The sequence below is a fragment of the Arsenicibacter sp. R0_47 genome, from assembly GCF_057652235.1.
The window spans coordinates 1-22,000 of record NZ_JBYFCJ010000039.1; the positions used below are offsets into that span (position 1 = coordinate 1).

Sequence of the window (22,000 nt, forward strand, 5' to 3'; positions counted from 1 at the left end):
GTCAAAACGGGGGTGTTCACTCGTCCCATGAGGGCAAGTTAGAAAATAATACAAACTATTTCCCGAAGACTACTTATTTACCGTCTACTTTGATCGCATTCTCAAAAAGGGAAGACCGAATTGAGAAATTGTAAAGGGGGCCGCGAGGCTCCTTTTTTTTGTATTGGGCGCACTTCATGCGAGAACCCATCCAGCCTCCCGGTGCATTGAGTCCCTCCATCCTGCGCTGCCGAAGGTTTGCGGCATGGCTCCCCCCAGCAGGGACGGTAGCCGGTAATACGGCATCCCGCTGCTCAGTTCCCAGAAGGTCACCCGGGCCGAACCCGGAACCCGGTAGGGAACTACATTGGTCAGCTTCAGCGACGAGCCAAACCAGTCGGGTTCGGACGTTGCGGATTGCCGAGCTGTATACTGATGGACAAACAGCGTCGCCGTACCGTCCGCGTGAAAATCGGCACTTACCTCGGCGGCTATTTCCTTCGACACGGCCCGGAAGATCAGTAACGATCCGTGATCGTTCAGTCTGGTAACCTGGCAGGTGCCAATGAGCAACTGATGCATTAGTCCGGTGATACTGTTGAGGTGAGAACGGCCCTGCTCTTCCCTAAGAACATCCTTTCGGGGTAAATACAGAATGGATTCAATATGACCGCTATATACCGGATGTTCTTGAATGTAGCTGCCAAGCGGCATGATCTGCCGGTCTATCTGAACCTGACAAAGCTCCTTGAACGAGAGATCAGGAGCCATCAACGGGAGCCGGGCCGGGTTGTCCAGGTACGTCCGTTCAATGGCCGCTTCCGAGCGGAGACAGCCCTGTGGGGTGTCGGCAGTGGGGTTAATCGTCCAGCCCGTGGAGGGTAGAGGGTGATAGGGCTGACAATCCAGTAGGACCACATCAGTACCCAGCCAGGGGCCATACTGCTCACTCAGGATGGTCGGGCCTTTTCGCTGCCAGAGTTGCTGGTATATGGTGGCTTTCCCGGTTGGGTGAAGCGTCAGACTGATCTGGCTGCGCTGAATGTCGGAAAGGTGCTGAGCGATCAGGATTTCGCCCTGCTCCCCCGGTGCCCGTCGCCGGGATGAGGTATAATGAACATGGCCAATGGTAGAATTAAACACGGAATGAATGGGCATCGGCCCGGACGCATAGAACTCGTGACGGGTAATGGTCGCTTTGGTTGAATTCATTCGCAGGAATTGGATTACGCCCCAATCGTGGCTTTATGTTTTTGTTTCAGTAAATATAACAAATGATTTATTTAAGATAAATATTACTGGCTGAAAGCCTGTTCTTTAATTGCCCTCTTGATTGCCCCATAACCGTATAAAAGCGAAAAGCGGCCTAAACAGCCGCTTTTCGCTTCGTGAATGGTAGGTTAAACCGGGGCCGAAGCCTTCGATCTGACTACAAAAGTATCGGATTGGCACATGATTATATAAAATAAATTATTTATCGGAGTGTCTTTCCTGTATTTCAGTCGGTTATCGTCGGCTGATCAGCGTAAGCTGGGTGTTATGGCGTTTGAGGTCCATACCCGCCGTTCGGGCCAGGGACATGGCTGTTTTGGCCGATTCAAGGGCCTGCGGATTTTTGGCTTTCCACTGGGCCTCGGCCAGTTCGTAATAAAGGTCAGCCTTCTCGGCGGGGGTTGGATTCCGGGCCACCGCTTTGTTCAGCCAGCCCTCAGCGGCACCTACATAGGTGTTGTCGGGGGCGTTTTTATTGAAGAGACGCATGAAATACAGGTACTCCTGCACGGACATTTTCGGATTGTTAGTAGCATAACCAGAAGCTACCTGAACGGCCTGGCGACCTTGCTTTTCCCGGAAGAGGGCTTTGATCTGGGGTAGCAGCGTCCGGTAGGCAGCAACGGAGGTGTCGATGCCGATTTTCACCAACTGCTTGCGGATGGCCTCCACATTGGCCGGGGAGTACTTCGCTCCCCGCCCACTATACAGCGACGACATGAGTATGTTTTCGAGCATCTGTTTGCTCTCGGTCGGCGTATGGCCGTATTTACTCATCGTCGGCAGGTGGTCGATCAGGTACTGAACCAGCGGATTTTCCCAGTCCATAACGACTTTTTCGACTACCAGATAAGAAATCATGGTGCCATACTGGTCTTTGTCCAGGAGCCGGGCATAGTCGTTCATGGCCTGAATGTTGATCGTTGTATCACAGGTGATTTTTCCCCACATGGCCAGATCGACCAGCATATTCAGGTCCCGGTTTCCGGCATTATAACTGGGCAGGAGGGCAGCGGAGCGGGCCTGCGGGTTCAGTGCTGTCACCCCAACCTGATTGACCATTGAAATGTCATTCTTGGTAATGGCGAAATGCTGAAGTTTTCCCGAGGGGTCCATAAACAGAAACAGCGGCAGTGAGGGCACATAGAGGTGATTGTCTTTGAGCCACTTTTGCGTGGTGGCTGCACCTATATCGAGCCGGGTGCTGATGAAATTGGCGTTATAGAACTTACCGACACTGGGATGATCCAGAATCGGTTTAAAGCTTTCGCAGACATGGCAGGTCGGTGAATAGATCTCGATAAAAACCGGAACGCGTTTGACCCGGGCCTCGGTGAATACCTCGGACAGGGGTTGATTGCGAAACTGGATACCTTGCCCAAGTAGAGGGCCGCTCAGAAACATCAGAGCAAGAATCAAACGGGCTGTGATTCGATGGCTGGTTGGAGAAAGCATATGAATGATGAAAAAAAATGATCGGTTTTCGAATGAATAAGGGAGGGAAAGGCCGGTTACCGGCCCTCGAAAAAACAATAGATTTATGCTGGTCAGGAGCGCTCAGACCGCTACCGGGGCTTTGATGGCCGGATGGTGCTGATACCCCACCAGAGAAATATCGTCGAACTCGACCTCCAGCACGGAGCGGAGATTGGGATTGATCACCAGTTCGGGCAGGGCAAAAGGCTCCCGGGTAAGCTGAGTCCGGACCTGTTCGAGGTGATTGCTGTAAATGTGGCAGTCGCCCCCCGTCCAGATAAAATCACCCGCCAGCATCCCGCACTCGTGGGCGATGAGGTGCGTCAGTAAGGCATACGAGGCAATATTGAAGGGGAATCCCAGGAACAGATCGGCACTGCGCTGGTAAAGCTGGCAGTTGAGCGCCCGGGTCGGTATCTTCCATTCGTCCAGCAACGCCGTTATCTTATCCTGGGCCAATGACTCCCATGAGTCCCCGAGTGCGTTTAGCGAGGAGAGATTGGGGGGCTGCTGCCCGGTCCGGCGCTTTGCTTCATTCAGCCGCTCGTCAATGGTCAACAGGTGGGTGTTGAACTGAAACAGCAGATGACACGGCGGCAGGGCCATCGAATCCACCTCGGCAGGATTCCAGGCCGTAACGATCATTCGCCGGGAAGTCGGATTCTTCTTTAACTGGTTGAGGACTCCGCTGATCTGGTCGATCACGCGGCCATCCGCCGTTTCCCATCTGCGCCACTGTTTGCCATAGACGGGGCCTAATTCCCCATCGGCTGAGGCCCATTCATCCCAGATGCTCACCCCGTTGTCATTGAGGTATTTGATGTTGGTGTCTCCCCGTAAAAACCAGATGAGTTCGTGAACGATGGATTTGATGTGAATTTTTTTTGTCGTCACCAGGGGGAATCCCCCGGTGAGGTCGAACCGTAGTTGTGCGCCAAACAGCGACACGGTGCCGGTCCCCGTGCGGTCTTCGGTCATTCGACCCTCTGACAGCACTCGTTGCAGGAGTTGATGGTATGCTTGCATATGCGCGTAGCAACCGGGGCGTTGCGCCCTGTCGGGTGAGGTAGTACGCCCCTCACAGGCGTTTTTTTCGTGAAATGAATGTGGCCGGAGCCTGCCCGTTACCGGCGGCTAAAGCCCAGCCCGTACTGATTAAAAACGGACGTTGAAAGAATGACCAGGGTCAGTCCTGAAATAAGCTCGACCGAAAGCACGGCCTGTTTAATATCTTCCCCGCTGATGTCGGGACCATAGGATACATTACCCAGTATCTGCCGGAAGAGCAAGGCTATACTGATCGTCGCCACCACTGCCGACACGAAACTGAACCGCTGCCGGATCACCGACCGGTCCCGTTCGTAGGAGAACAAGACATATTGCAGAATCATCAGCAAAATGTTCTTGGCTACCAGCCAGGCGTACCAGGTCAGACACATATTATATAATCCATCGGCTACCCGCTCCGCAATTTCCCAGACCGGGGATGATGATCCCTCTCCGTTGGCCCTCGCCAGCAGGGCCGTTGCTGACAGGCACAGGTCAATGACCATGACCATGATCGTCGCCAGGATGATTTCCATTGTCAGCAGTGACGGCCACTGGTTGGGGTCCGCAATGACCTTTTGCTTGGTCTGCCCCTCGATCTGATCCCACTGACCCGTCGCCCGGTATTTGATATAGGTGTACAGGTAGGGCGCGAAAATCTGGAAAAACCAGGTCTGAAAAAACGGTTTCATATACTTTGGGCCATTTTGAATGTATAATGGCCTGTAAAGTACGGAAAAAGGGGGTAATAATATAGATGCAATCCATCCAATTTTTTTAATTAAAATTTACAAGTGTCAAATTATGAGGTACTTAAAGAATTTAATAAAGATGTTGAAGAAAGAATTTTCAAAACATATATCAAATGTTATATTTTGGTATCTTGCCGCCTTTCCCGAAAGGGATATAATCAGCATCAAACAAGTACGTGTATGTATAAGGTTCTGCGATACGACCCAAGCAGGTTTGGCATTAGTAAGACCGAAAGTGTTCTGATCTCCGATATTGTCTGCGTAGTGGGCGAAGGAAACTATTCCTGGTTGTACGTGAAAGGTCGGCCCAGGCCGGTTCTGATCTCGATTACCCTCAAAAAACTCCATGAAAGTTTTCCGTCCTTTGTCCGCATCCATAAGCGGTACGTGGCCAATCTGGATTACATGATTTCCTATCAGTTTCTGCCCTACCGTGGGGGGGCCTTGATTCAACTGGGTGATCTGCCGGCCCTGGTGACGATTGCCCGTCGCCGGGCCGCTGATATTGAAGCCATCGCCCGGGAAAAAGGGGTTTTTGTGCCGGGTGTAGTTCAGCGGGAAGACCTGTATGAACCGGTCAGGCCGGGGTCCGCCACTAAAAACCCGCTCCGTTCCGGCAGTAAGCTACCTTCTAACGGGCAGAAACCATTGCGTCCGAATGACGTAGGTAAACATCGGCCCCACCTGAACCGGATTGGTTAAGCGCGAGGTCAGTTGCAGGGTGTCTCCACGAAACTGCATCCGGGCACGTAAGTTCATCGCTTCGACCGTCAGCGTATCCCCGTCAGCCTCCAGCCGGTAATCGTGCGACCGCCCGGGATAACGGTCATAGGATTCACTGACCGGGTATGCCTGAGCAGGCGTGGTATCACTGCATTCGGTTGGACCCGATAGCCAGAAAAAGGCACCTGCGGTCGTAAATACGTATTCGTCGTCGGTAGCGCAGCTTGAGAAGAGCCTGAACGGATGCTGGTGGACTTCCCCCGGAAAACCAATCCAGCGTTCATCGACCTGTACCCAGCGATTAGCGGTTAACCGATCAGTCTCTGAAGGTTCGACCGAGAGGGGGGATCGGTGGGAAACCCCCGTAGGTTGGGGCAAAAGGGATGGCTCTGGACGACACGATCCGGCCAATAGCCCCAACAGGAGCCACGTAAAAAGTCGGTACATGAGAAAACGGAATTAACTAAAGGGTTGATAAATCAGACCTTTCAGGCCTCAGCCGGAAGGTCTTTTTTTGTGGGGGCAGGGAATCCAGACCTTCTCCGGTGGGGAGCGTCGGCAGGCAGTAGCGGATGGGAGGCAGTAGCTATATTGCTATCAATTCCCCGGGTAAAAAAGGTTAATCTGATCGAGCGATTAACCTTTTCCAGTTGTCGAGTGAAAGTACTTAATATATTCACCATATCGTTGACCCCTCTTATTGAAGCGCCCCGCTGGCCTGTGCAGGTTGGATCGTTAAAAGGAGCCGTTTAGCTACCGATTCGCCAAATATATTGTTTATTTTATTTGGATGCAAATTTCGGAAAAATGTGGAGCCTCGTCGCCCCACATCCTCCCCGTTATCCGGCTGACTAATTCACCAGATAGGCCAGATTGACCGCATCGAACATTTTCTTGTCCAGCGAATAGCGTTCATCCAACGGGATACTGCTCTGCTGATTGAACAGGGCATGGTTTGCGCCGTTGTAGAGGAGCCACGCATTGGGGGTGGTCTCCAGGGCAATCGCTTCGGCCTCCATCTGCTGAATGGCCGCTTTCGCCAGTTTCTGGGGTAAACTGGCATCAATCAGCAATTCCTGGGCCTTTTCTTTATCCACTACCCGTTTTTGGGACATGGCATCAAACACGGACAGGGTGAGGTCAGGCTGCTCTTTACCTAACAGAATCGCATTGGTCAGAAACTCACACAGAAAGGTGTAAAAAGCGCCCGTATCCAGCCCCCGGTGGGTAAAGGACTTTTTCAGGAGCGTTGATAGTTCCCGTTCTTCCACATTCTCCAGCGTCGTTTCGGATTTCAGGTACTCCTGGGGGACGGTGCTGTTTTTCCAACGGCGGTCTACAGGCCGTTCTCCCGTAACCAGATAGGTGAGGTATTCATCCATCGTAAAATATTCGGATGCCCAGCCCATCAGACCGTTCGTACAGACCTGCCGGTAGTAACTCACCCGAACCCGCTGAGTCATAACGCGCTTTAACTCGGTCGCCTGCAAGTGAATCTGGCTTTTGCCGGTGTACGAGTTGAGAATGGTGATCTGCCGTTGCAGCAAATCTTTCTGATTGCCTTCCTGAAAGGCAATCACCTCGGGTAAGACCAGATTGATCTGGAAATCCCCCTTGCGCGAATAGCGTATCAGAACGTTGTGTTCCGGCCCCAGCACCGTATCTGCGGCATTCTGGAAAATCTGGTTTGGAATCAGCGAATATTTGGCAGACTGAAGGGCAAAAATCCCCTGCTCTCCATCGGGCCAGGTGCCAATCAGGGCCGTGCTTCGACCCGAATCAAAAATCGTAAAAGGCGTAGCCAGCAACTTCGTCAACGGTGTCGTTTCAATCGGAAAGACAATATCCTGCCATTGATTGCTATGCACCAGACCAAACTGTGACCGTTCATTTTTTTGGCCTTGTTTTGCGGTACTGGGGGTGCTTCTCCGGGTCTCTTTCATCGTCCTAAGTGTCATGGTTTATGCTATAAAGATACGCCCGTTTCAGGTATTTTTCAATTAATAAAAGTCTGAAATACAGGTAGATAGAACTTTTACTTACCCTTTTGATTCCCCTTTTGATGGCCTTGTAGAGGTGGACGGTGGCGGCTACCGACGGATGGGCTGATCCCGCATTAACCCCTTGATTTTGTTGCGTATAGTCCGTTACTTGCCTTTAAATTAAACAATCGTTTTAAGTTGACTTAAATTGACCCCTCTGGTGGTTGCTGTTCTATGAAAAGATTACTAATTATCGAGTCCCCGAATAAAAAGAAAAAGATTTCCGAGATATTAGGTCCCGGCTGGGTTGTCATGGCATCAGTGGGCCACATCCGGGATCTGGTGAAGGGGGACCTTGGGGTTGACCGGATGCGGGATTATGCACCCAGGTATGAGGTAGATCCCGGCAAGAGAAATGTAGTCTCGGGTCTGTTGGATCAGGTCAGAATTGTTGGGCCGGAAAACGTTTATCTGGCCACCGACCCGGACCGTGAGGGGGCTTCGATAGCCTACCACCTCTGCGCTACGCTTAAATTAAACTTCCGGGAAACCAAGCGCGTTGAGTTCCATGAGCTATCGCCCAAGGCCATTCAGGCTGCTATTTCGAACCCCGGAAAGATCAATGTAAAGCTGGTTCAGGCTCAGGAGGCCCGTCGGGTAATCGACCGGCTGGTGGGCTGGGAGGTAAGCGACATGCTCCGGCGAAAACTGGGCGGCAATCTGTCAGCAGGCAGGGTTCAGTCGGTCGCCGTGCGGATGGTTGTCGAGCGCGAACGGGTCATTGAGGGGTTTGCCGATAAGTTCACCTTTAAGGTGAAGGGCGAGTTCGCCACCGAACATACCGAACTGATTAAAGCCGTGATGACCCAGGCGTTTGCGACTGATGCCGAGGCCCGGGCTTATATTCAGAGCGTTACTGGTAAATCCTTTCACATAAAGGGTGTAGAGCATAAAACGGTAACCCAGCGCCCACCGGCTCCTTTCATTACCTCGACGCTTCAGCAGGAAGCCATCCGCAAGTTTAAATGGTCCGCCAGGAAAGTTATGGATGTAGCGCAGGCACTGTTTTCGCAGGGGCATATTTCCTACATGCGGACAGACTCCCCGAATCTGTCTGAAGAAGCGATTGAGGCTATCCGGCAACAGCTAAAGGCAACAGTAGGGGAAAGTCATTTTCAGGCCAACCGGTTTAAGGCGAAAGAGTCAGCCCAGGAAGCTCACGAGGCCATCCGCCCCACGCATTTTGAGCAGGAGAACTGCGGGGAGACAACCGATGAACAACGCTTATACAAGCTCATTTATGACCGCGCAATGGCTTCCCAGATGAAGCCGGCCATTTATCAGCAGACGATTATTTCGATTGAAGCGACTCCGGGAGGGGAGATTTATGAAGCCAAAGCGCGGATGATGGAATATGCCGGTTACCGGATGATCTATCAGGAAGCCGATGAAGATGGGGAAAAAGAGGACGGCACCACGCTGAAACATCCGGCCCGGCAGGGGGATAGGCTCACTCCGCTGGCCATTGAAGCCAAGCAGACATTCAGTACGCCCCCGAAACGGTTTGACGAAGCGACCCTGGTGAAGGAACTCGAAGCCAAAGGCATTGGTCGTCCGTCCACGTATGCGTCCATCCTGTCGAATATTGTCAGCCGGCACTATATCGAAGAAGGCAACCGACCGGGCCGCAAAGTGCAGGGAAAGCTCTATAGCTGGCGCAACGGACAGCTTACGCAGGCCGATGTTCAACAGACGATTGGTTCGGACTCGAAAATGCTGGTGCCGACCGATGTGGGTATCCGGATTGTCAGGTATCTCGAAGAGCGGTTCAGCCGGCTGGTCGATTATGCGTTTACTGCCCAGATGGAGGAATCGCTGGACGGAATCGTTGAGGGGCAGCGCAAGTATGTCGAAGTGGTGAAGGAGTTTGACCTCAAGCATAGCTCGATGATCCAGGTTGCCGCCCAGGCGACACCGGATATTGAACGGGAACGGAAAACAACTATTCTGGGGCAGCATGAGGGGGAAACGATTTCGGCTGGTCAGGGCGAACACGGCCCCTATGTCCTCTGGTGCAAGGAGTTCTTCAAGGTCGAGGGCGTGGCTCTGGCGGATATTACGATGGAAGTAGCCCTGGCGGCTATTGCTGCCAAAAAGCAAAAGGCTGAAGCCTACAAGGCAGGTATCCTGCATAAGGTGGGTAAATACGAAATCCGGAAAGGCCAGTTTGGTCTGTATATGATCGTGGGTGAAAAACGGGTGCCGTTGAAGAACTACACTGAAGATACCGTGAAGGAACTGACCGTGGACCAGTGTAAGCAGATCACAGCGGAGTATGAGGTATATCTGAAACATAAATCGAAGAGTGGTTCGGGTAAATCCGGGAGCGGGTCCAAGGGTGGTAGCTACGCGAAAAGTGGTTACAGCAAAGGAGGATCAAAATAGTACGAAAAAAGGCCGCTTCAAGCGGCCTTTTTGATAATGTCATGTAGAGAGAAGGTCATAATAGGATTATGAAGCATTTCTTCCTACCTCAATAGGAATCCGTAGAAGCCGCAGGCCGACCCCGTACTGGATAGCATTCATGTTTCGTTTTTTCAGCACGATTTTTCGCAACTCTGAACGGCTGATAGTGCTGTCGGGGTCCAGGTCATTGTCGGCACAGAATTGCCGGATGCAGCCCTCATCGAGTCCAACCTTGAGGCCCGATTGAAGGGTCAGAATCGTGTTATCTTTTGATTGACGGCGCTTTTCCCGCTCCTGGATACGTTCGATTAATTCAGCCAGATCGTAGCCTCGTTCTTTGAGACCGTGGAGTTTTACCAGATAGACGCGTCTGCGTTCGGCCTGGGGTTTATACCCTTCGATTTTATTTCCAGGCTGAAATTCCTGCTCCCGGGTCAATTCAAACTGGGTGAGAATCTGAATGCCATCTTCCCGTGTCTCCAGTAACTCCAGTTTCGTGTACGTTATTTGAACCCCGTCAGGTGTGGGGCCCAAGTATATGTCCTGCCTGAATCTGCCCGGCTGTGCCCGGTTACTTAAATCATTTGAATTATCAGGCATATTCATTCTGCAATCAGGCGCTTTGGGTTCAGGACTATCTGGGGTTTGGGAGGGCCGGTTAAGCCTTGGTCTTTTACCCATGAGACTACTTTTTTCTAATGTTGCTGCTATATATCATGGAATATACAGCGAAAATATCGTAATGGCTATACAGCCGATGTACCAATAGGATTGATCGATTAAAGAGTAATGTGTAGCCGGCAACTTGTCCGATCCCAGACTGGAACGATCCAGATGAAATGGCGCTGGAATACGACACCATTTATCTAAAATACTAACGTCAGGCCCAAAAAAAATGTTTACCTCCATTCGGCTCAGCAAGTCTTTTATGGGGCGAAAATGCCTGTAACTAACCTTTTTCAGCCGTTTCGATAGCCGGTTTCGGCTCAAAATGAGCCAAAAGTAAGAGGTTGGGCCGACATCTCAAATCTTACCTGGCATGTACGGGAAAGCTTCCCATGCGGTTGCTCGGCAGCGGATTAAAATTTACTAAAAAATAATCTGGGGGGAAGCATTCTCCATGACCCCCCCCGAAACAATTTGGATAACAGACGGATTGGCCCGGTACAGAGGGCAAACTTCACCGTTTGAGGTGATCGTGGCTGTATATAAATAATTCTTTTTTTGTTCAGAAGTCGGTACTGTTAAAGACCATCCGATCTGATTGGGTCGTCCAGAAGGGAGAGGGAAGACGCACCGTTAGTGGACCTGGAAGCCAACCTGCCAGAGGATTATTCGTTGGATTTTCGTCAGATTTACGGCGCTCCCGTAGGACAAAATCAAGGGTGTATGGCGTATGGCAGACTGGGCAGGCAAAACTGGAAGGGAGTTTGCCATTCAGGTTCCGGTGGGCCGGAATAGATAAAACGGTAGGTATGTCAAGTGATTGAGCGACCAGAGCGGTCATTTTGGGGGCTTCCGAACGAAAGATAAAATCATTGAGTTTTCCTAGGTCCGGAATGCGCCCTCCCTCGCTTTCAATGACGACATCCGGGGGGAACGATTCGGACGATTGAGTCGCTCCGGTAAAGCCATAGGCGACCTCCCGGCATACCGGACAGGAAATCGGGTAGAAGCGGATGGGAAGGCCCGTGGGCAGACGCACGACCAGCTCGTCAAAAAATCGAAGTTTGCTTTCAAGTACTTCGACTACGAAGGTTTCATAGAGAATGGGTTGTTCAAGTTGCCTGGGTGCAGGCAGACCGACCACAGGGGGTTTTGTCGGTCGGAGGTACAGCGGAAACAGGGGTAAGTCCTTTCGCGGGATGAGCCAGCCGGTCGGGCTGATCCGGAGTGATGGACGAACAGGCTGTGGCAGCGACTGACACAGCCACAGGCCCCGGATGCCTTTGTGCCGCCACTGTTGTTGGAGGGCCTCGATCCGGGGAAAGGATACATTCGTACTGGTGATCAGGTGGACCCGCCAGTTCTCTTTTTGCAGCGTTACTCCGCTCAGGTCGTCGTTGCCGGTTACCAGCAGATCAGGGGACCATCCATACAGCGGAGCCTGTTCGATAATCATTGCTTGTAGAGAGTTCATTCAAAGGTTATGAGCGGGTGGTATACACGCGGTTGGTTACTGACTCCTCCGGGCCGTAACAGCCCGGTGTTATCCGGTAGGAGCCAGTAAGGTTGACCGGTTCTGGCCAATGGTCAGGGCGGTCGGTTCCTCTTCCAGTACGGGTTGGGAGAAACCCGCCATCATCGGGTTGATGAAGCTGCCAATGTGACCATTGCCGGCGGCACCGATCCCCCGGACCGGAGTGGGGGTTGGATAGGTCAGCGTTAGTTGCAGGCGACGGACTTCCAGTTGAAGCTTTCGGAGGGGGTTACTCCCGGATGAGACCGTCTGTATAGCGGCCATGAGCGATTCCATCGTCGGTCGGTTGGCTTCCATTGCCGTAAGCAACAGCGCGTCGGTAAAGAGTTTATCCGATTCATCCACCGTTAAGCGCCGGATGAAAGCCGCAATGTCCTGGTAATACCCTAACCGGACCGCATGGTCGAGCTGGAGCGGATCAGATTGTTTTTCGGGGCGGTTGAGCCACTCTTTCAGATGGGCCAGCACGTCGGGGGTGTCCTCGTCGGGGGGAGTGGGGACGGCTACAGCCTGCCTTGCGGCTGGCTGCGGTGAAGGCTTCGTCCTGGGTAGGGAGGTCGTCGTCCGAAGATGGGATTGGGGAGCCTGGGCCAATTGCGGGGGCCTGGCGGGGGGCGGTGGAGCCGGTTGGGTCTGGGGTAGGGGTGGACCCGGCGGGGTGGGTACGGTAGGCGGGGCCTGTTGCAATTGCCAGTACTGGAATGCCTGCCGGAGATGGTGGCGGGAGGCCAGTATCCGAACCTGGCCGGTGCCTTCCATGAACTCCACTACGTAGAAATAAGGCATCCAGCGTATATTCGGGTAGCAGGTTCCGTCGGCCTTTACGCGGCTACTGGGTTCGCTGAAGGCAAGGGGAGACTGCAAAGCGACCAACTGCTGGCGTATTTCATCGTATTTCAGATAGAGACTTTTTTTCTGGAGCACCTGACGGATATGAATGCTCAGGTCGAGCAGGTCCTCATTGTCTGTTTCGTCCTCGTCAGCCGTTGGTGACAGGCCTGCGAGATAGGTACTTAGCTCCTGAAAAATCTGCCGTTGAAAGGGCGAAAGGCGGTTGTAATCGAGGTGCATCGGCTCGGCAACGTTTTACGGGCGTTTGGCCCGGAATCGGTGTAGCGAAGCTACTTTAATTCTCAGATAAAACAAATAGTTTATCTATAAAAAAATATGTTTCACTCTTCAAGGTGAGGCATTACCCCAGGGCAAAGGCAAAGATGGCCCCCCCGATGAACAGGTTAAAGCTCGATTCGTGCAGGGAGGTATTGATACCAGCCTGAGAAAGCGATGAGATGATGATGACCATCAGAATAAAGAAAAAGACCCCCGTGCCCAGCGTTCGCGCCGAAGGAATGTTGAACGACTGGTCCAGGGTAATGACCGCATTCTTGACCGCATCGGCAATCATGATGCCGACCTGTAGCATGATGGCAGCGGCTATCAGCCGGGGGATGAATGCCACCAGCGACTGTACCATCCGGGTGATCGCATCCACCCCCAGCGTTTCGGTCGAAGCGGTTATAAAGATCAGCAGGATAAAGTAATACAGAATTTTAGAGACGATTTCCGACAGCCTGATTTCGCGCTGTAACTGCCGGATAAACTGAACTTCATTCAATCTGGCTCCGAGCTTATCCACGCCCGGCCTTGCCAGCAGATTCATGGATACCTTGTTGACCATCCGGGCCACAAAAAAGCCCAGTCCCAGCACAAAGGCCGCGCCGGTCAGATGGGGAAAGAAGGAGGCTACTTCCATAATAAAACTCCAGAAGGTGTTGAGTAGTATTTGGTACAGGTCCTGAACCTTCATGTAAAAAAAACTAAAAAAGCAACAAGATGATTATCATAATACCATGATAATCATCTTGTTGCATGGCTAAATCACTAAGCTTTTTGATCAAAAATAGCGAATGATTTATCGTCGAATGCTACCCGGCCTGCTCTGGTTGTTCGTCGGCCTCCATAGGGGCTTCTTCCGTCGGACTGCCGGAGGTATCCCGGTTATCCCGGGTAGGTTCCGGTTGGGGTAAGCCCATATTGAGCAGGGTATTGCTCGAATCATGCAGGGCGTTCTGATAGCGTTCAATCAACAGAAAGGCTTCCTGGACCGATACTTTGGGCACCAGCTTGACAATCGGGTACTGATCTCTGGAATCGGGTTTATTGGATTTGGACTTGGTGATGGTCAGCAGGAAGGATACCCCCTGCACACTACCGGCAGACTCCTTGAATTTGTCGAAAACCTCCCGAATGGCCGGAATACTGGTATTAGTGCCTTTGGTGGCAAACTGCCAGTAGCCCAGAATGGGGAAGTTGGCAATGAAAAACCGCAGGTATAAAACGTGGTCCCATTTGACGGCCTTTTTCTGGCTATCAGTCAATCCGGTGTGCAGATGGGCCTGGATTTTATCCATGATCTGGGGGTCGTTGGCCCGGTAACGGATGTTGCTGTAGCGTTCCGTCTTGGAATTGTAGATATAAAAGGTTTCTCCGTCGCCATACGCATAAAGCTGCCCCGATTTATTGCGGATTTCCAGGCGTTCATCGCAGGAGTCCGCTTCTTTGTCGGAGAAAAACATGATCTCCAGTTGACGGGGCTGGTCACTATAAAGTTTCTGGAATTCCCCGGCATAATTGCCGGTGGCCACAAAGTAGTCAGTAGACTGCGGGTACTCAATTCCCTTATCGGACTTCTTTTTAATGCCGGCCCGAATGCGGCCAATTTCCTGAACAGCCTGTTGCCGCTGATCGGTGGAGGTCGTGTTTTTGATGCGCATAATGAGTACAGAATTTTACGCGGCTGTATTCCGCCTGTTTTTCGTTAAAGGGTGAATGGCCGATGAGAGGGAGTTGCCCGATACGGATTCAGCTCGAACATATTAAATATACGAATTAAGCAGGACAATACCAAGTTACTGTCCTGCTTATTGGCAACTTTACCAGCCGTTTATGGAGCGCATCCGGATGGCTGTCCCTGGTTTAGGCGGTTATTAATGGCATGGTCTTGGGGATTCGTCAGCCACCCGCCCGTCTGGGGGTCACTGACGGGAAAGACCTGCCGGTAGGCGGTGACCGGGTGCCCTTCCTTTTGCAGGGCCATATAAAAGCTTTCGCAGACCGCTTCATCCGATACAGCGGCATCCGTGTCGATGCAATAGATGATTTCCTGCCCAATTGGCTGAAGCGTCAGATAGGAAGCCTTACAATCCGTAAAACAGAGCGTACTGGCGCTTTTAGGACTGAGGGGCTGGCTTTGCTCGGTTTCGATAATGACCCGGGCCGTGTGGCCGATTCCCATCGACACTTCCTCCACCCGCCTGCTATCGCCGTTGGAAGCTGGCTCCCGGAATCCGACCTGAATATAAATTTTCCGTTCCTGATGCATGGCTTAGCGGGTTGGTTCAGTTGGAAGTTCTTCACGGTAAACGGAGTCCCGATAGACCGGTTTATTTCCCACGATGTGGATATAGCTGAACCGAATTACAGCCATCCAGTCAAATTCAGGTAGCACGTTAACGGGTTTTGGGTATCGCCCAAGCCAATAACGGTTAAACCCTTCCTCAAAGTCAGGCTCGGGCTGGCAGGGCGTTGTACAGGGGGGGGCTGCCTGGCAGACCGTACAGGTATTGCGGGACGTTGCTTCCAGAACTGGAGGTATTCCTTCTTCCATCAGAATTTCTTCTTCTTTAAGGTCACTACGCCACTGGTCTCCGATGGAACTGACATGCAGGAAAATCCGGCTGAACGCTTTCGGTAGTATGTTGGCTGAGCGTAGTTTGTGTTCATCGCACTGGAATTTGAGCGTCTGGAGTGTTCGCATATCCAGCTTCGAGGTGTGGAACCGGCGAACCTCCCCGTCCCCGTAGGCACAGTGCCATTCGTTCGTTTCAGCGACAAACCAGATGCGGTGCGGCTCCCAGACCCATAGGACGGATTTCGGTTTCAGACCGGTCTGCTCCAGGGCATTGTTCCAATGCTCTTCGAGTTGTTCATCGGTCAGCTCGTACCGGTTCGTCATCAGGGCCAGCCGGATGCTGATGCGGTCTTTCTGGCGGTTCAGTAACCGTTTAATGTCAGAATCGGGCAGACTGATCGGATGAAAGAAAGTCGGCGCGAGATTCAGGGCGTAAGGTAAACTCATTCGAAATTGGTTTTAAGATTAGCATGTTGTTGATCACTAAAGGCTGCGTACCAGCGGGAAAACAGGTACGGTAGCAGGTCGTATCGCCGGAACCCGTACAGGCCACAGGCGTAAAAATGATGGACCTCTACGACGTAGGTTCCCCCTGGCGTGACGCACACATCCAGCGTAAAAGCTACAGGTTGCCCGGTGTAGGCTGCGATCATCCGGCTAATGGCTGACACGTCAGGGAATACCCCGATCTGGCCACTGTAGGGGTGGATGCCCAGCAATTCGCGTTTATAGACAAAGCAGCGAAACTCGGCCTCGATCTGCTCCAGCTGTTCCGAAAACTGATATTGGTCGTTCTCCAGCCTGTCGCCGGGGCGCAGTATGCCGACCGGTGCTTTTACCCAGGTCGCAGACTTATAAAATTCACCGATACGGCCTTCTTCGGCCCCGCCCGTTCGCACCAGGCGGCCAGCGTACCCGCGTTGCTGAAGCGGTGGCGGTACATTGAGCGGTGGCGGTGGGGTAAGGCCCTGCCACTGCATAAAGCCATGTACAAATTCGACGGTGCCAATCGGGACGATCCGTTCTGTCAGGGGACGGGTCACCACTGACCCTTCCGGGCCGGGCCAGGCGTAGTCTGTTTGCACCTCGATGAGTTCAGCCGCAAACGGGAGCGTGTATGGATTTTTCCAGGCATGAAATGCCAGCGCTTCCAGCAGCTCATAGCCAAAGTCGCCGACAGGACGACCGTGTTGCGTCTGGATATAAAACGTTGTCATATTGGTGTTCGCCCCCAGCGAAAGGAACCGGTATAGGTTCTGGTCATGCGGCTTCGGTACTCTTCTTCACTGAATAAATCCTCGTCAACCAGAACAGGAAGAAGATCACGGAAAGGAACCGTCCAGAACGCGTGATCATACGATTTCCACTGGGGGTGAGCCGGTAAGTACACCAGGGCTTCCCCGGTCGTCTCGTTGACGGCCTGAATGCACCCGAAGGGCCGTGAAATGCACCGGTACTGACCACTGATCATGTCAATGCCAATGCCGGTATTAAACTGGACGAACAGGCCTGGCTGGGGTTGCCAGTTGTGTTCCTGCCAGATCAGGGCCACTTCTCCGGTCGGTCGCCGGAATCCCGCCGGTTGGGCTACATGGGCGGTCAACGGAGCCGTCGTGGCGCGTTGACCGGTTTTGGATGCTCCCTCCTTCGGAATGGATGGGGGCAGGTCGAGTTCAGGGAACAAACTGTAATTCATACTGGGCAAAGGCTACCCCCTTGGGGTGTCTGGTCGTTACAAGCCTCTGTATATAGAACAATGACCGGGATAAAAACGTCGGTGTATTATCCGGAGGAATAACCTTTTATCGCCCATTTGATTCATTTATAAGTTTTCAGGTAAAATAATAAATAGTTTGTTTTATTGATGATAGCAATATAGCTTTACCGATGAATTAGGGAATTAGTTGCAATGATTATTCTGGTTTGTGTAGCCCCGGCAGCTAAATCCTGATTTAGTAGTGAATGGTGGGATTATATTTAGGCTACCCTCGATGGTGGCCTAAATATTTTGAATCAATTGGAGAAATGAGGTCATTGTTATGCTTCCCCTTGATTATACTGGCCTGTTTAGTAGGAGGTAGCGGATGCCAACGGGTGCCAACCCTTACCCTTTCCGTTCATCGTTCCGCTTCGATGGAGACGGCCAGCCCTTTTGGAGGGGCGATCCTGTTCCTGGGGCTTCAGGTAGGGTCTACCGGCATTCCCGCACACGCCCGTCACGAAAGCTCACTTTTCGGTTATAGGTGGCATAAGATAGCAAAAGGGCGGCTAAAAGAGGGTCTTTGGGAGCATATGCCTCCCGGAAAAATCATTTGTATTATTACCTATTCAGGTGGGACCCGGGAGTACTTGCCGGTGGATCTGCCCCTGACTCCCCATCTGCCCCGGCAGTCGGCTAACGAGCCGAACCGGCAGAACCAGTGCGCTTACCGGGTCAGCCGAGCGCTGAGACGCCCGTAGAGCTGGTCCTGCGGGTGCCGTTGTCGGATTCGACGCGCCGGGTGTCAGTCGTTCGGCGGCAACACAACCGCAGTGAGCCGTTACTAAATCTGGACTTGTTATGACGTACCGTTTCCTGCTGCTCATTTGGCTGTTGGCTGCTACGCTTCACGCATCCGGCCAAATCTTTCCGGTTCGGGTGGTGGGCCAGTCAGGTCCGGTAGCCAACCGGGTCAACATCGTTTTTCTTTCCGATGGGTATCAGGCTTCGGAAATGACGGCCTTTGCTGCCGATTGTCAATCCTTCCGGCAGGCATTCCTCAACAGTGAGCCGTTCGGATCGTATGCAGCCTATTTCAATTTCTTTGCCATTGAGGTGCCCAGCGTGGATAGCGGGGTGAGTCACGCTGGCACGGCTCTTGATGAGCCGCCGGGATCGGCTACAGCATCCCTGAATACGTATTTTGGGGTTTCGATGGACTGCTCAGGTATTCACCGGCTGATGTGCGTGGGCAAAACGCAGGCTCTTTACTCGGTGCTGGCTGATAATATGCCCGAATACGATCTGGTTGTGCTGCTATCGAACACCGGCACCTACGGGGGCGGTGGGTATCCCTGCGCCATTGTAGCCGGTCATAATGCGTTTGCGGCTGAGATCGGTATTCATGAAATCGGTCACGCCTTCGGAGCGCTGGCCGATGAGTACTGGGTTGGTTCGGCCAATGCGTCTGAGCGGGCCAATATGACCCGGAATGCAAATCCGGCAACGATCAAATGGCGCAACTGGCTTACTGCCGGAGCGGGTATTTTTGATCACCAGGGCGATGCGTCCTGGAAAAAACCGGCGAATGGAACCTGCAAAATGGAGTATCTGGGCCGGTCTTTTTGCGCCGTTTGTCAGGAGACGATGGTAGACCGGATTCTGTCGCTGGTGAGTCCGGTTGACTACACCGTTCCGTCGGTCAACGAATTCCTTGATCTGGGAGAGGCAGCTACCTTACGGCTGGGACTGGTACTTCCCCGGGAACGGACCCTGCGTATCCGCTGGTCGGTGAATGGTGTTCCGGTGGGTCGTCAGGTGGATTCGCTGAGGATCACCCCTGCCATGCTGGGGTATCGGGATGGTTCGGTAGAAGTGGCTATCCTGGATACGACGGCCCTGTCCCGGTCTACCTTCCATCTGACAACCCATGAACGCCGGTTCAGGTGGTCAGTTCGCGTTAAGGCCCCCTGCCCCGTCAACGCGACCCTCCGGAATGGCCAGTGGGATGATCCCTCGGTGTGGTCGTGCGGCCACAGTCCCCTGACGAATGAAACCGTCCGGATCGGCCATATTATTGATTCAACCGCCTTTTCCGCGCCGGGTAAACTGGTTTTTGAGACTGGAGGAACCCTGCGGCTGGGTGTGGTGTCCAAGCCGGTACAGGCCCTACAGGAGGCCGTGCCGCCAAATAAAATAGTTCCCCCTAAACTAAAAGTTAAATAGTTTGTTTTATTAAAGTTGATAAGGCCGCTTAAAATCGCCCTTTATCAGATATGTTTCAGCTTTCATCGCTTAATTAGACTCGTTTTGAAGTAAAAAACGAGTGTTTTATTGATAGTAAAATCTCTTTCTATAGTTAATCTGTTGTGAGATATGGCTAAACCTACTACCCGGAAAAAGTCTGCCGGTATTACCCAGTATGATTTATTCAGGGCGATGCCGGTCCCGGTTTCTCCGCTGGCCAAAACGGCTTCTGCCTCCCCGGTGCTTCCTTCGGGCACCGATAAGCGGTATCTGTCGGGGGAGGTGGTTGTTCCGCTAGTGGCTACCGAGGAGACATCGGGGTACGTGAAGGATCGCGATAATGGGTTAAAGCAGGCCCGGTACAGGCTCGGCGACGTAGTGTATGCGCCCTATCTGGATACCCTCAACCCACCACAGCGGGAAGCCGTCGAATATGGGCAGGGACCCCTGCTGGTTATTGCGGGGGCCGGTTCGGGAAAAACGCGGGTGCTGACCTACCGGATCGCTCAGTTGATTGCCCGGGGTGTACCGCCCCACCGGATACTGGCCCTGACCTTTACCAATAAAGCGGCCCGTGAAATGCGGGACCGGATTGAGGCTGCGGTTGGGGTCGAGATGGCGAAAACAATCTGGATGGGCACGTTCCACTCCGTCTTCAGCCGGTGCATCCGGAAGAATGCCGATATAATGGGCTTTTCAAAAAGCTTCAGTGTGTATGATCCTGATAGTGCAAAAAAACTGCTGCGGGATATTTTGAAAGGGCTGAATCTGAATTACGAAGTAAAGGATGTGGCCAGCCGGATTTCGTTTCTTAAAAATGAATGTATTTCCAGCGACGAGTATCTGCACCGAAAGGATCTGCATGAACACGATGAACGCCACTCGATGGAACAATTTCACCGGGTTTACTCGGCCTATACGGTCCAGATGAAAAACAATGGAGCAATGGATTTTGACGATCTGCTGTTTCTGATGTACAAACTGATGGATGAACCCGGGTACCGGGCAGATCGGGATCAGTTTGAAACTTACTGGGATTATATTCTCGTCGATGAGTTTCAGGATACCAATACCTTACAGCTTGAAATCCTGCGCCGGCTTTCGGAGCGGACCCAAAACCTGACCGTCGTTGGGGATGATGCCCAGAGTATTTATGCGTTCCGTGGGGCAAAAATTCAAAACATCCTTCGGTTTGACCGCTCCTTCGGCGAGACGGCGGTTAAGGTTGTGAAGCTCGAACAGAACTACCGTTCCACCGAACCGATTGTCAATGCGTCCAACCGGTTAATTGCCTACAACACCCGTCAGATGGTCAAGCGGGTGTTTACGACCATGCGTGATGACCGGCCCATCGAATACCTGAACTGTGACGATGAAGGCCGGGAAGCTGCTGTGGCGGCAAGCGAGATACTCCGGCATAAAGAAATGGAAGACTGGAACTGGCGGGATTTTGCGATCCTTTACCGGACCAAAGCCCAGGCCCGGCCTATCGAGTATATGCTACGGAAGTACAATATTCCCTACCGGATCGTGGGTGGCACCTCGTTTTTTGACCGGCAGGAGATTCGTGATTTACTGGCATACCTGCGGTTTGTCAACAACCTGGATGATCGCGAAGCGCTCAAGCGGTGCTTGCTTCGGCCTAAACGGAATGTCGGCGATAAAGGGGTGGGTAAGCTTCTTCACGCGACCCGGAAGCATTCCATTCGGGATGTGCTGTTGTATCCGCAGCATTTTCTGACCGGCTTCAATCAGTTGGCAATGGAGGGGTTGCTGGGATTCACGTCGCTGATTGATAAGTTCCTGGGCTACAGCCAGACCCTCGATGCCTTTCAATGTGTGTCCCGAATTGTGGAAGAATCCGGTCTGCGGGCGTTCTACGAAGCGGAGGACAAGAAACGGCAGGGAGCTGAAAATGCCGGTACGCTGGTACGGGTCAACAATCTCAATGAGTTTCTGGCGGGTGTAAGGTCGTTTGTTGGGGTAACCGATGAATCTGACTCGCCGGAATCGGACAGCCCGCGCCCGGGTACGTACCTGTCGGATTACCTGGCCTACATCAGCCTGGTGCTCAACCCCAACGACGAGATTGAGAACGAGAATACCGTAACGCTCATGACCATCCACGCGTCCAAAGGCCTGGAATTCAGTCACGTTCATGTCGTGGGTATGGAGGAAGGGCTGTTCCCCAGTGCCCGGTTCGGTCCGGGCGAAGAGGAAGAGGATGAAGAGGTCGTCAAGGTGATAAAGCCCGGGGAGGTGCAGATTGACCAGTTCCAGATCGAAGAGGAACGACGGCTCTGCTACGTGGCGGTGACCCGCGCCCGCAAGCGCCTGCTTCTGACGGGCTGTGCCTATCGCGATTTCCGGGGCAAGCCTCAACGGATGGAACCCAGCCGGTTCCTGGATGAACTGGCGGTGGAAGATCCGTCCGAAGAGATAGATGATTACGAGCCGTAGTCGCTG

The 22,000-nt window shown here is 52.7% G+C and carries 19 protein-coding genes; 4 read left to right on the forward strand and 15 right to left on the reverse strand.

The window, feature by feature from the left end:
- Positions 1–174 precede the first annotated feature (174 nt).
- The 4 genes from AC23NW_RS32635 to AC23NW_RS32650 all read right to left on the reverse strand — a co-directional run bounded on the left by AC23NW_RS32635 (position 175) and on the right by AC23NW_RS32650 (position 4,466).
- A complete protein-coding gene (locus AC23NW_RS32635) occupies positions 175–1,191 on the reverse strand; it encodes a hypothetical protein (protein WP_487454841.1) in 1,017 nt (338 codons plus the stop codon).
- 294 nt (positions 1,192–1,485) lie between these two features.
- Positions 1,486–2,706, reverse strand: coding sequence for a thioredoxin family protein (locus AC23NW_RS32640; protein ID WP_487454842.1), 1,221 nt, complete (start codon positions 2,704–2,706; stop codon positions 1,486–1,488).
- Between the two features lie 102 nt (positions 2,707–2,808).
- Positions 2,809–3,753 carry a thymidylate synthase gene (gene thyA, locus AC23NW_RS32645; RefSeq protein ID WP_487454843.1) on the reverse strand — a complete coding sequence of 315 codons (945 nt, stop codon included), beginning with the start codon at positions 3,751–3,753 and terminating at the stop codon, positions 2,809–2,811.
- Positions 3,754–3,851: 98 nt separating this feature from the next.
- Positions 3,852–4,466 (reverse strand): hypothetical protein, encoded by a 615-nt coding sequence (locus AC23NW_RS32650; RefSeq protein ID WP_487454844.1) that lies wholly within the window; start codon positions 4,464–4,466, stop codon positions 3,852–3,854.
- A 240-nt stretch (positions 4,467–4,706) separates the two neighbouring features.
- Between AC23NW_RS32650 and AC23NW_RS32655 the strand changes: the two genes are divergently transcribed.
- A complete protein-coding gene (locus AC23NW_RS32655; protein WP_487454845.1) occupies positions 4,707–5,228 on the forward strand; it encodes a LytTR family transcriptional regulator DNA-binding domain-containing protein in 522 nt (173 codons plus the stop codon).
- On the opposite strand, the gene AC23NW_RS32660 is transcribed toward AC23NW_RS32655, so the two are convergent.
- Both AC23NW_RS32660 and AC23NW_RS32665 read right to left on the reverse strand, forming a co-directional pair.
- Positions 5,151–5,696: a hypothetical protein gene (locus tag AC23NW_RS32660; protein ID WP_487454846.1), complete on the reverse strand. Its 546-nt coding sequence runs from the start codon at positions 5,694–5,696 to the stop codon at positions 5,151–5,153. The genes AC23NW_RS32655 and AC23NW_RS32660 overlap by 78 nt on opposite strands.
- 404 nt (positions 5,697–6,100) lie before the next feature.
- Positions 6,101–7,192, reverse strand: coding sequence for a hypothetical protein (locus AC23NW_RS32665; RefSeq protein WP_487454847.1), 1,092 nt, complete (start codon positions 7,190–7,192; stop codon positions 6,101–6,103).
- 273 nt (positions 7,193–7,465) lie between these two features.
- On the opposite strand from AC23NW_RS32665, the gene topA reads away from it, so the two are divergent.
- Positions 7,466–9,676 (forward strand): type I DNA topoisomerase, encoded by a 2,211-nt coding sequence (gene topA, locus AC23NW_RS32670; protein WP_487454848.1) that lies wholly within the window; start codon positions 7,466–7,468, stop codon positions 9,674–9,676.
- A 66-nt stretch (positions 9,677–9,742) separates the two neighbouring features.
- Here topA and AC23NW_RS32675 read toward each other — a convergent pair whose 3' ends face one another.
- From AC23NW_RS32675 to AC23NW_RS32715, 9 genes are all read right to left on the reverse strand, one after another.
- A complete protein-coding gene (locus AC23NW_RS32675) occupies positions 9,743–10,231 on the reverse strand; it encodes a hypothetical protein (protein ID WP_487454849.1) in 489 nt (162 codons plus the stop codon).
- Positions 10,232–10,925: 694 nt separating this feature from the next.
- Positions 10,926–11,837 carry a hypothetical protein gene (locus tag AC23NW_RS32680; protein ID WP_487454850.1) on the reverse strand — a complete coding sequence of 304 codons (912 nt, stop codon included), beginning with the start codon at positions 11,835–11,837 and terminating at the stop codon, positions 10,926–10,928.
- Positions 11,838–11,906: 69 nt separating this feature from the next.
- On the reverse strand, positions 11,907–12,968 hold the full coding sequence (locus AC23NW_RS32685; RefSeq protein WP_487454851.1) for a hypothetical protein: 1,062 nt from the start codon (positions 12,966–12,968) through the stop codon (positions 11,907–11,909).
- Between the two features lie 121 nt (positions 12,969–13,089).
- Complete coding sequence (locus tag AC23NW_RS32690; protein ID WP_487454852.1) at positions 13,090–13,704, reverse strand: mechanosensitive ion channel family protein; 615 nt, start codon at positions 13,702–13,704, stop codon at positions 13,090–13,092.
- 118 nt (positions 13,705–13,822) lie between these two features.
- Positions 13,823–14,671, reverse strand: coding sequence for a recombination directionality factor (locus AC23NW_RS32695; protein ID WP_487454853.1), 849 nt, complete (start codon positions 14,669–14,671; stop codon positions 13,823–13,825).
- A 170-nt stretch (positions 14,672–14,841) separates the two neighbouring features.
- Positions 14,842–15,279, reverse strand: coding sequence for a hypothetical protein (locus tag AC23NW_RS32700; protein WP_487454854.1), 438 nt, complete (start codon positions 15,277–15,279; stop codon positions 14,842–14,844).
- Between the two features lie 3 nt (positions 15,280–15,282).
- A complete protein-coding gene (locus tag AC23NW_RS32705) occupies positions 15,283–16,035 on the reverse strand; it encodes a hypothetical protein (protein ID WP_487454855.1) in 753 nt (250 codons plus the stop codon).
- Positions 16,032–16,805: an ATP-grasp domain-containing protein gene (locus AC23NW_RS32710; RefSeq protein WP_487454856.1), complete on the reverse strand. Its 774-nt coding sequence runs from the start codon at positions 16,803–16,805 to the stop codon at positions 16,032–16,034. Before AC23NW_RS32710 ends, AC23NW_RS32705 begins: the two co-directional genes overlap by 4 nt.
- The gene (locus AC23NW_RS32715) at positions 16,802–17,284 is read right to left on the reverse strand and encodes a hypothetical protein (RefSeq protein WP_487454857.1); all 483 of its coding nucleotides are present in this window, start codon (positions 17,282–17,284) and stop codon (positions 16,802–16,804) included. Before AC23NW_RS32715 ends, AC23NW_RS32710 begins: the two co-directional genes overlap by 4 nt.
- An 864-nt stretch (positions 17,285–18,148) precedes the next feature.
- Here AC23NW_RS32715 and AC23NW_RS32720 point away from each other — a divergent pair.
- Together AC23NW_RS32720 and AC23NW_RS32725 are read left to right on the forward strand one after the other, a co-directional pair.
- A complete protein-coding gene (locus AC23NW_RS32720) occupies positions 18,149–19,513 on the forward strand; it encodes a M64 family metallopeptidase (protein WP_487454858.1) in 1,365 nt (454 codons plus the stop codon).
- Between the two features lie 150 nt (positions 19,514–19,663).
- The gene (locus tag AC23NW_RS32725; RefSeq protein ID WP_487454859.1) at positions 19,664–21,994 is read left to right on the forward strand and encodes an ATP-dependent helicase; all 2,331 of its coding nucleotides are present in this window, start codon (positions 19,664–19,666) and stop codon (positions 21,992–21,994) included.
- Positions 21,995–22,000 lie beyond the last annotated feature (6 nt).

Bases quoted from the DNA above. Each gene is read 5' to 3' on its own strand.
- AC23NW_RS32665 (WP_487454847.1), bottom strand. From the start codon at position 7,192: ATGAAAGAGACCCGGAGAAGCACCCCCAGTACCGCAAAACAAGGCCAA.
- AC23NW_RS32680 (WP_487454850.1), bottom strand. From the start codon at position 11,837: ATGAACTCTCTACAAGCAATGATTATCGAACAGGCTCCGCTGTATGGA.
- AC23NW_RS32640 (WP_487454842.1), bottom strand. From the start codon at position 2,706: ATGCTTTCTCCAACCAGCCATCGAATCACAGCCCGTTTGATTCTTGCT.
- AC23NW_RS32650 (WP_487454844.1), bottom strand. From the start codon at position 4,466: ATGAAACCGTTTTTTCAGACCTGGTTTTTCCAGATTTTCGCGCCCTAC.
- topA (WP_487454848.1), top strand. From the start codon at position 7,466: ATGAAAAGATTACTAATTATCGAGTCCCCGAATAAAAAGAAAAAGATT.
- AC23NW_RS32720 (WP_487454858.1), top strand. From the start codon at position 18,149: ATGACGTACCGTTTCCTGCTGCTCATTTGGCTGTTGGCTGCTACGCTT.
- AC23NW_RS32700 (WP_487454854.1), bottom strand. From the start codon at position 15,279: ATGCATCAGGAACGGAAAATTTATATTCAGGTCGGATTCCGGGAGCCA.
- AC23NW_RS32655 (WP_487454845.1), top strand. From the start codon at position 4,707: ATGTATAAGGTTCTGCGATACGACCCAAGCAGGTTTGGCATTAGTAAG.
- AC23NW_RS32715 (WP_487454857.1), bottom strand. From the start codon at position 17,284: ATGAATTACAGTTTGTTCCCTGAACTCGACCTGCCCCCATCCATTCCG.
- AC23NW_RS32660 (WP_487454846.1), bottom strand. From the start codon at position 5,696: ATGTACCGACTTTTTACGTGGCTCCTGTTGGGGCTATTGGCCGGATCG.
- AC23NW_RS32725 (WP_487454859.1), top strand. From the start codon at position 19,664: ATGGCTAAACCTACTACCCGGAAAAAGTCTGCCGGTATTACCCAGTAT.
- AC23NW_RS32705 (WP_487454855.1), bottom strand. From the start codon at position 16,035: ATGAGTTTACCTTACGCCCTGAATCTCGCGCCGACTTTCTTTCATCCG.
- AC23NW_RS32690 (WP_487454852.1), bottom strand. From the start codon at position 13,704: ATGAAGGTTCAGGACCTGTACCAAATACTACTCAACACCTTCTGGAGT.
- AC23NW_RS32635 (WP_487454841.1), bottom strand. From the start codon at position 1,191: ATGAATTCAACCAAAGCGACCATTACCCGTCACGAGTTCTATGCGTCC.
- thyA (WP_487454843.1), bottom strand. From the start codon at position 3,753: ATGCAAGCATACCATCAACTCCTGCAACGAGTGCTGTCAGAGGGTCGA.
- AC23NW_RS32710 (WP_487454856.1), bottom strand. From the start codon at position 16,805: ATGACAACGTTTTATATCCAGACGCAACACGGTCGTCCTGTCGGCGAC.
- AC23NW_RS32695 (WP_487454853.1), bottom strand. From the start codon at position 14,671: ATGCGCATCAAAAACACGACCTCCACCGATCAGCGGCAACAGGCTGTT.
- AC23NW_RS32685 (WP_487454851.1), bottom strand. From the start codon at position 12,968: ATGCACCTCGATTACAACCGCCTTTCGCCCTTTCAACGGCAGATTTTT.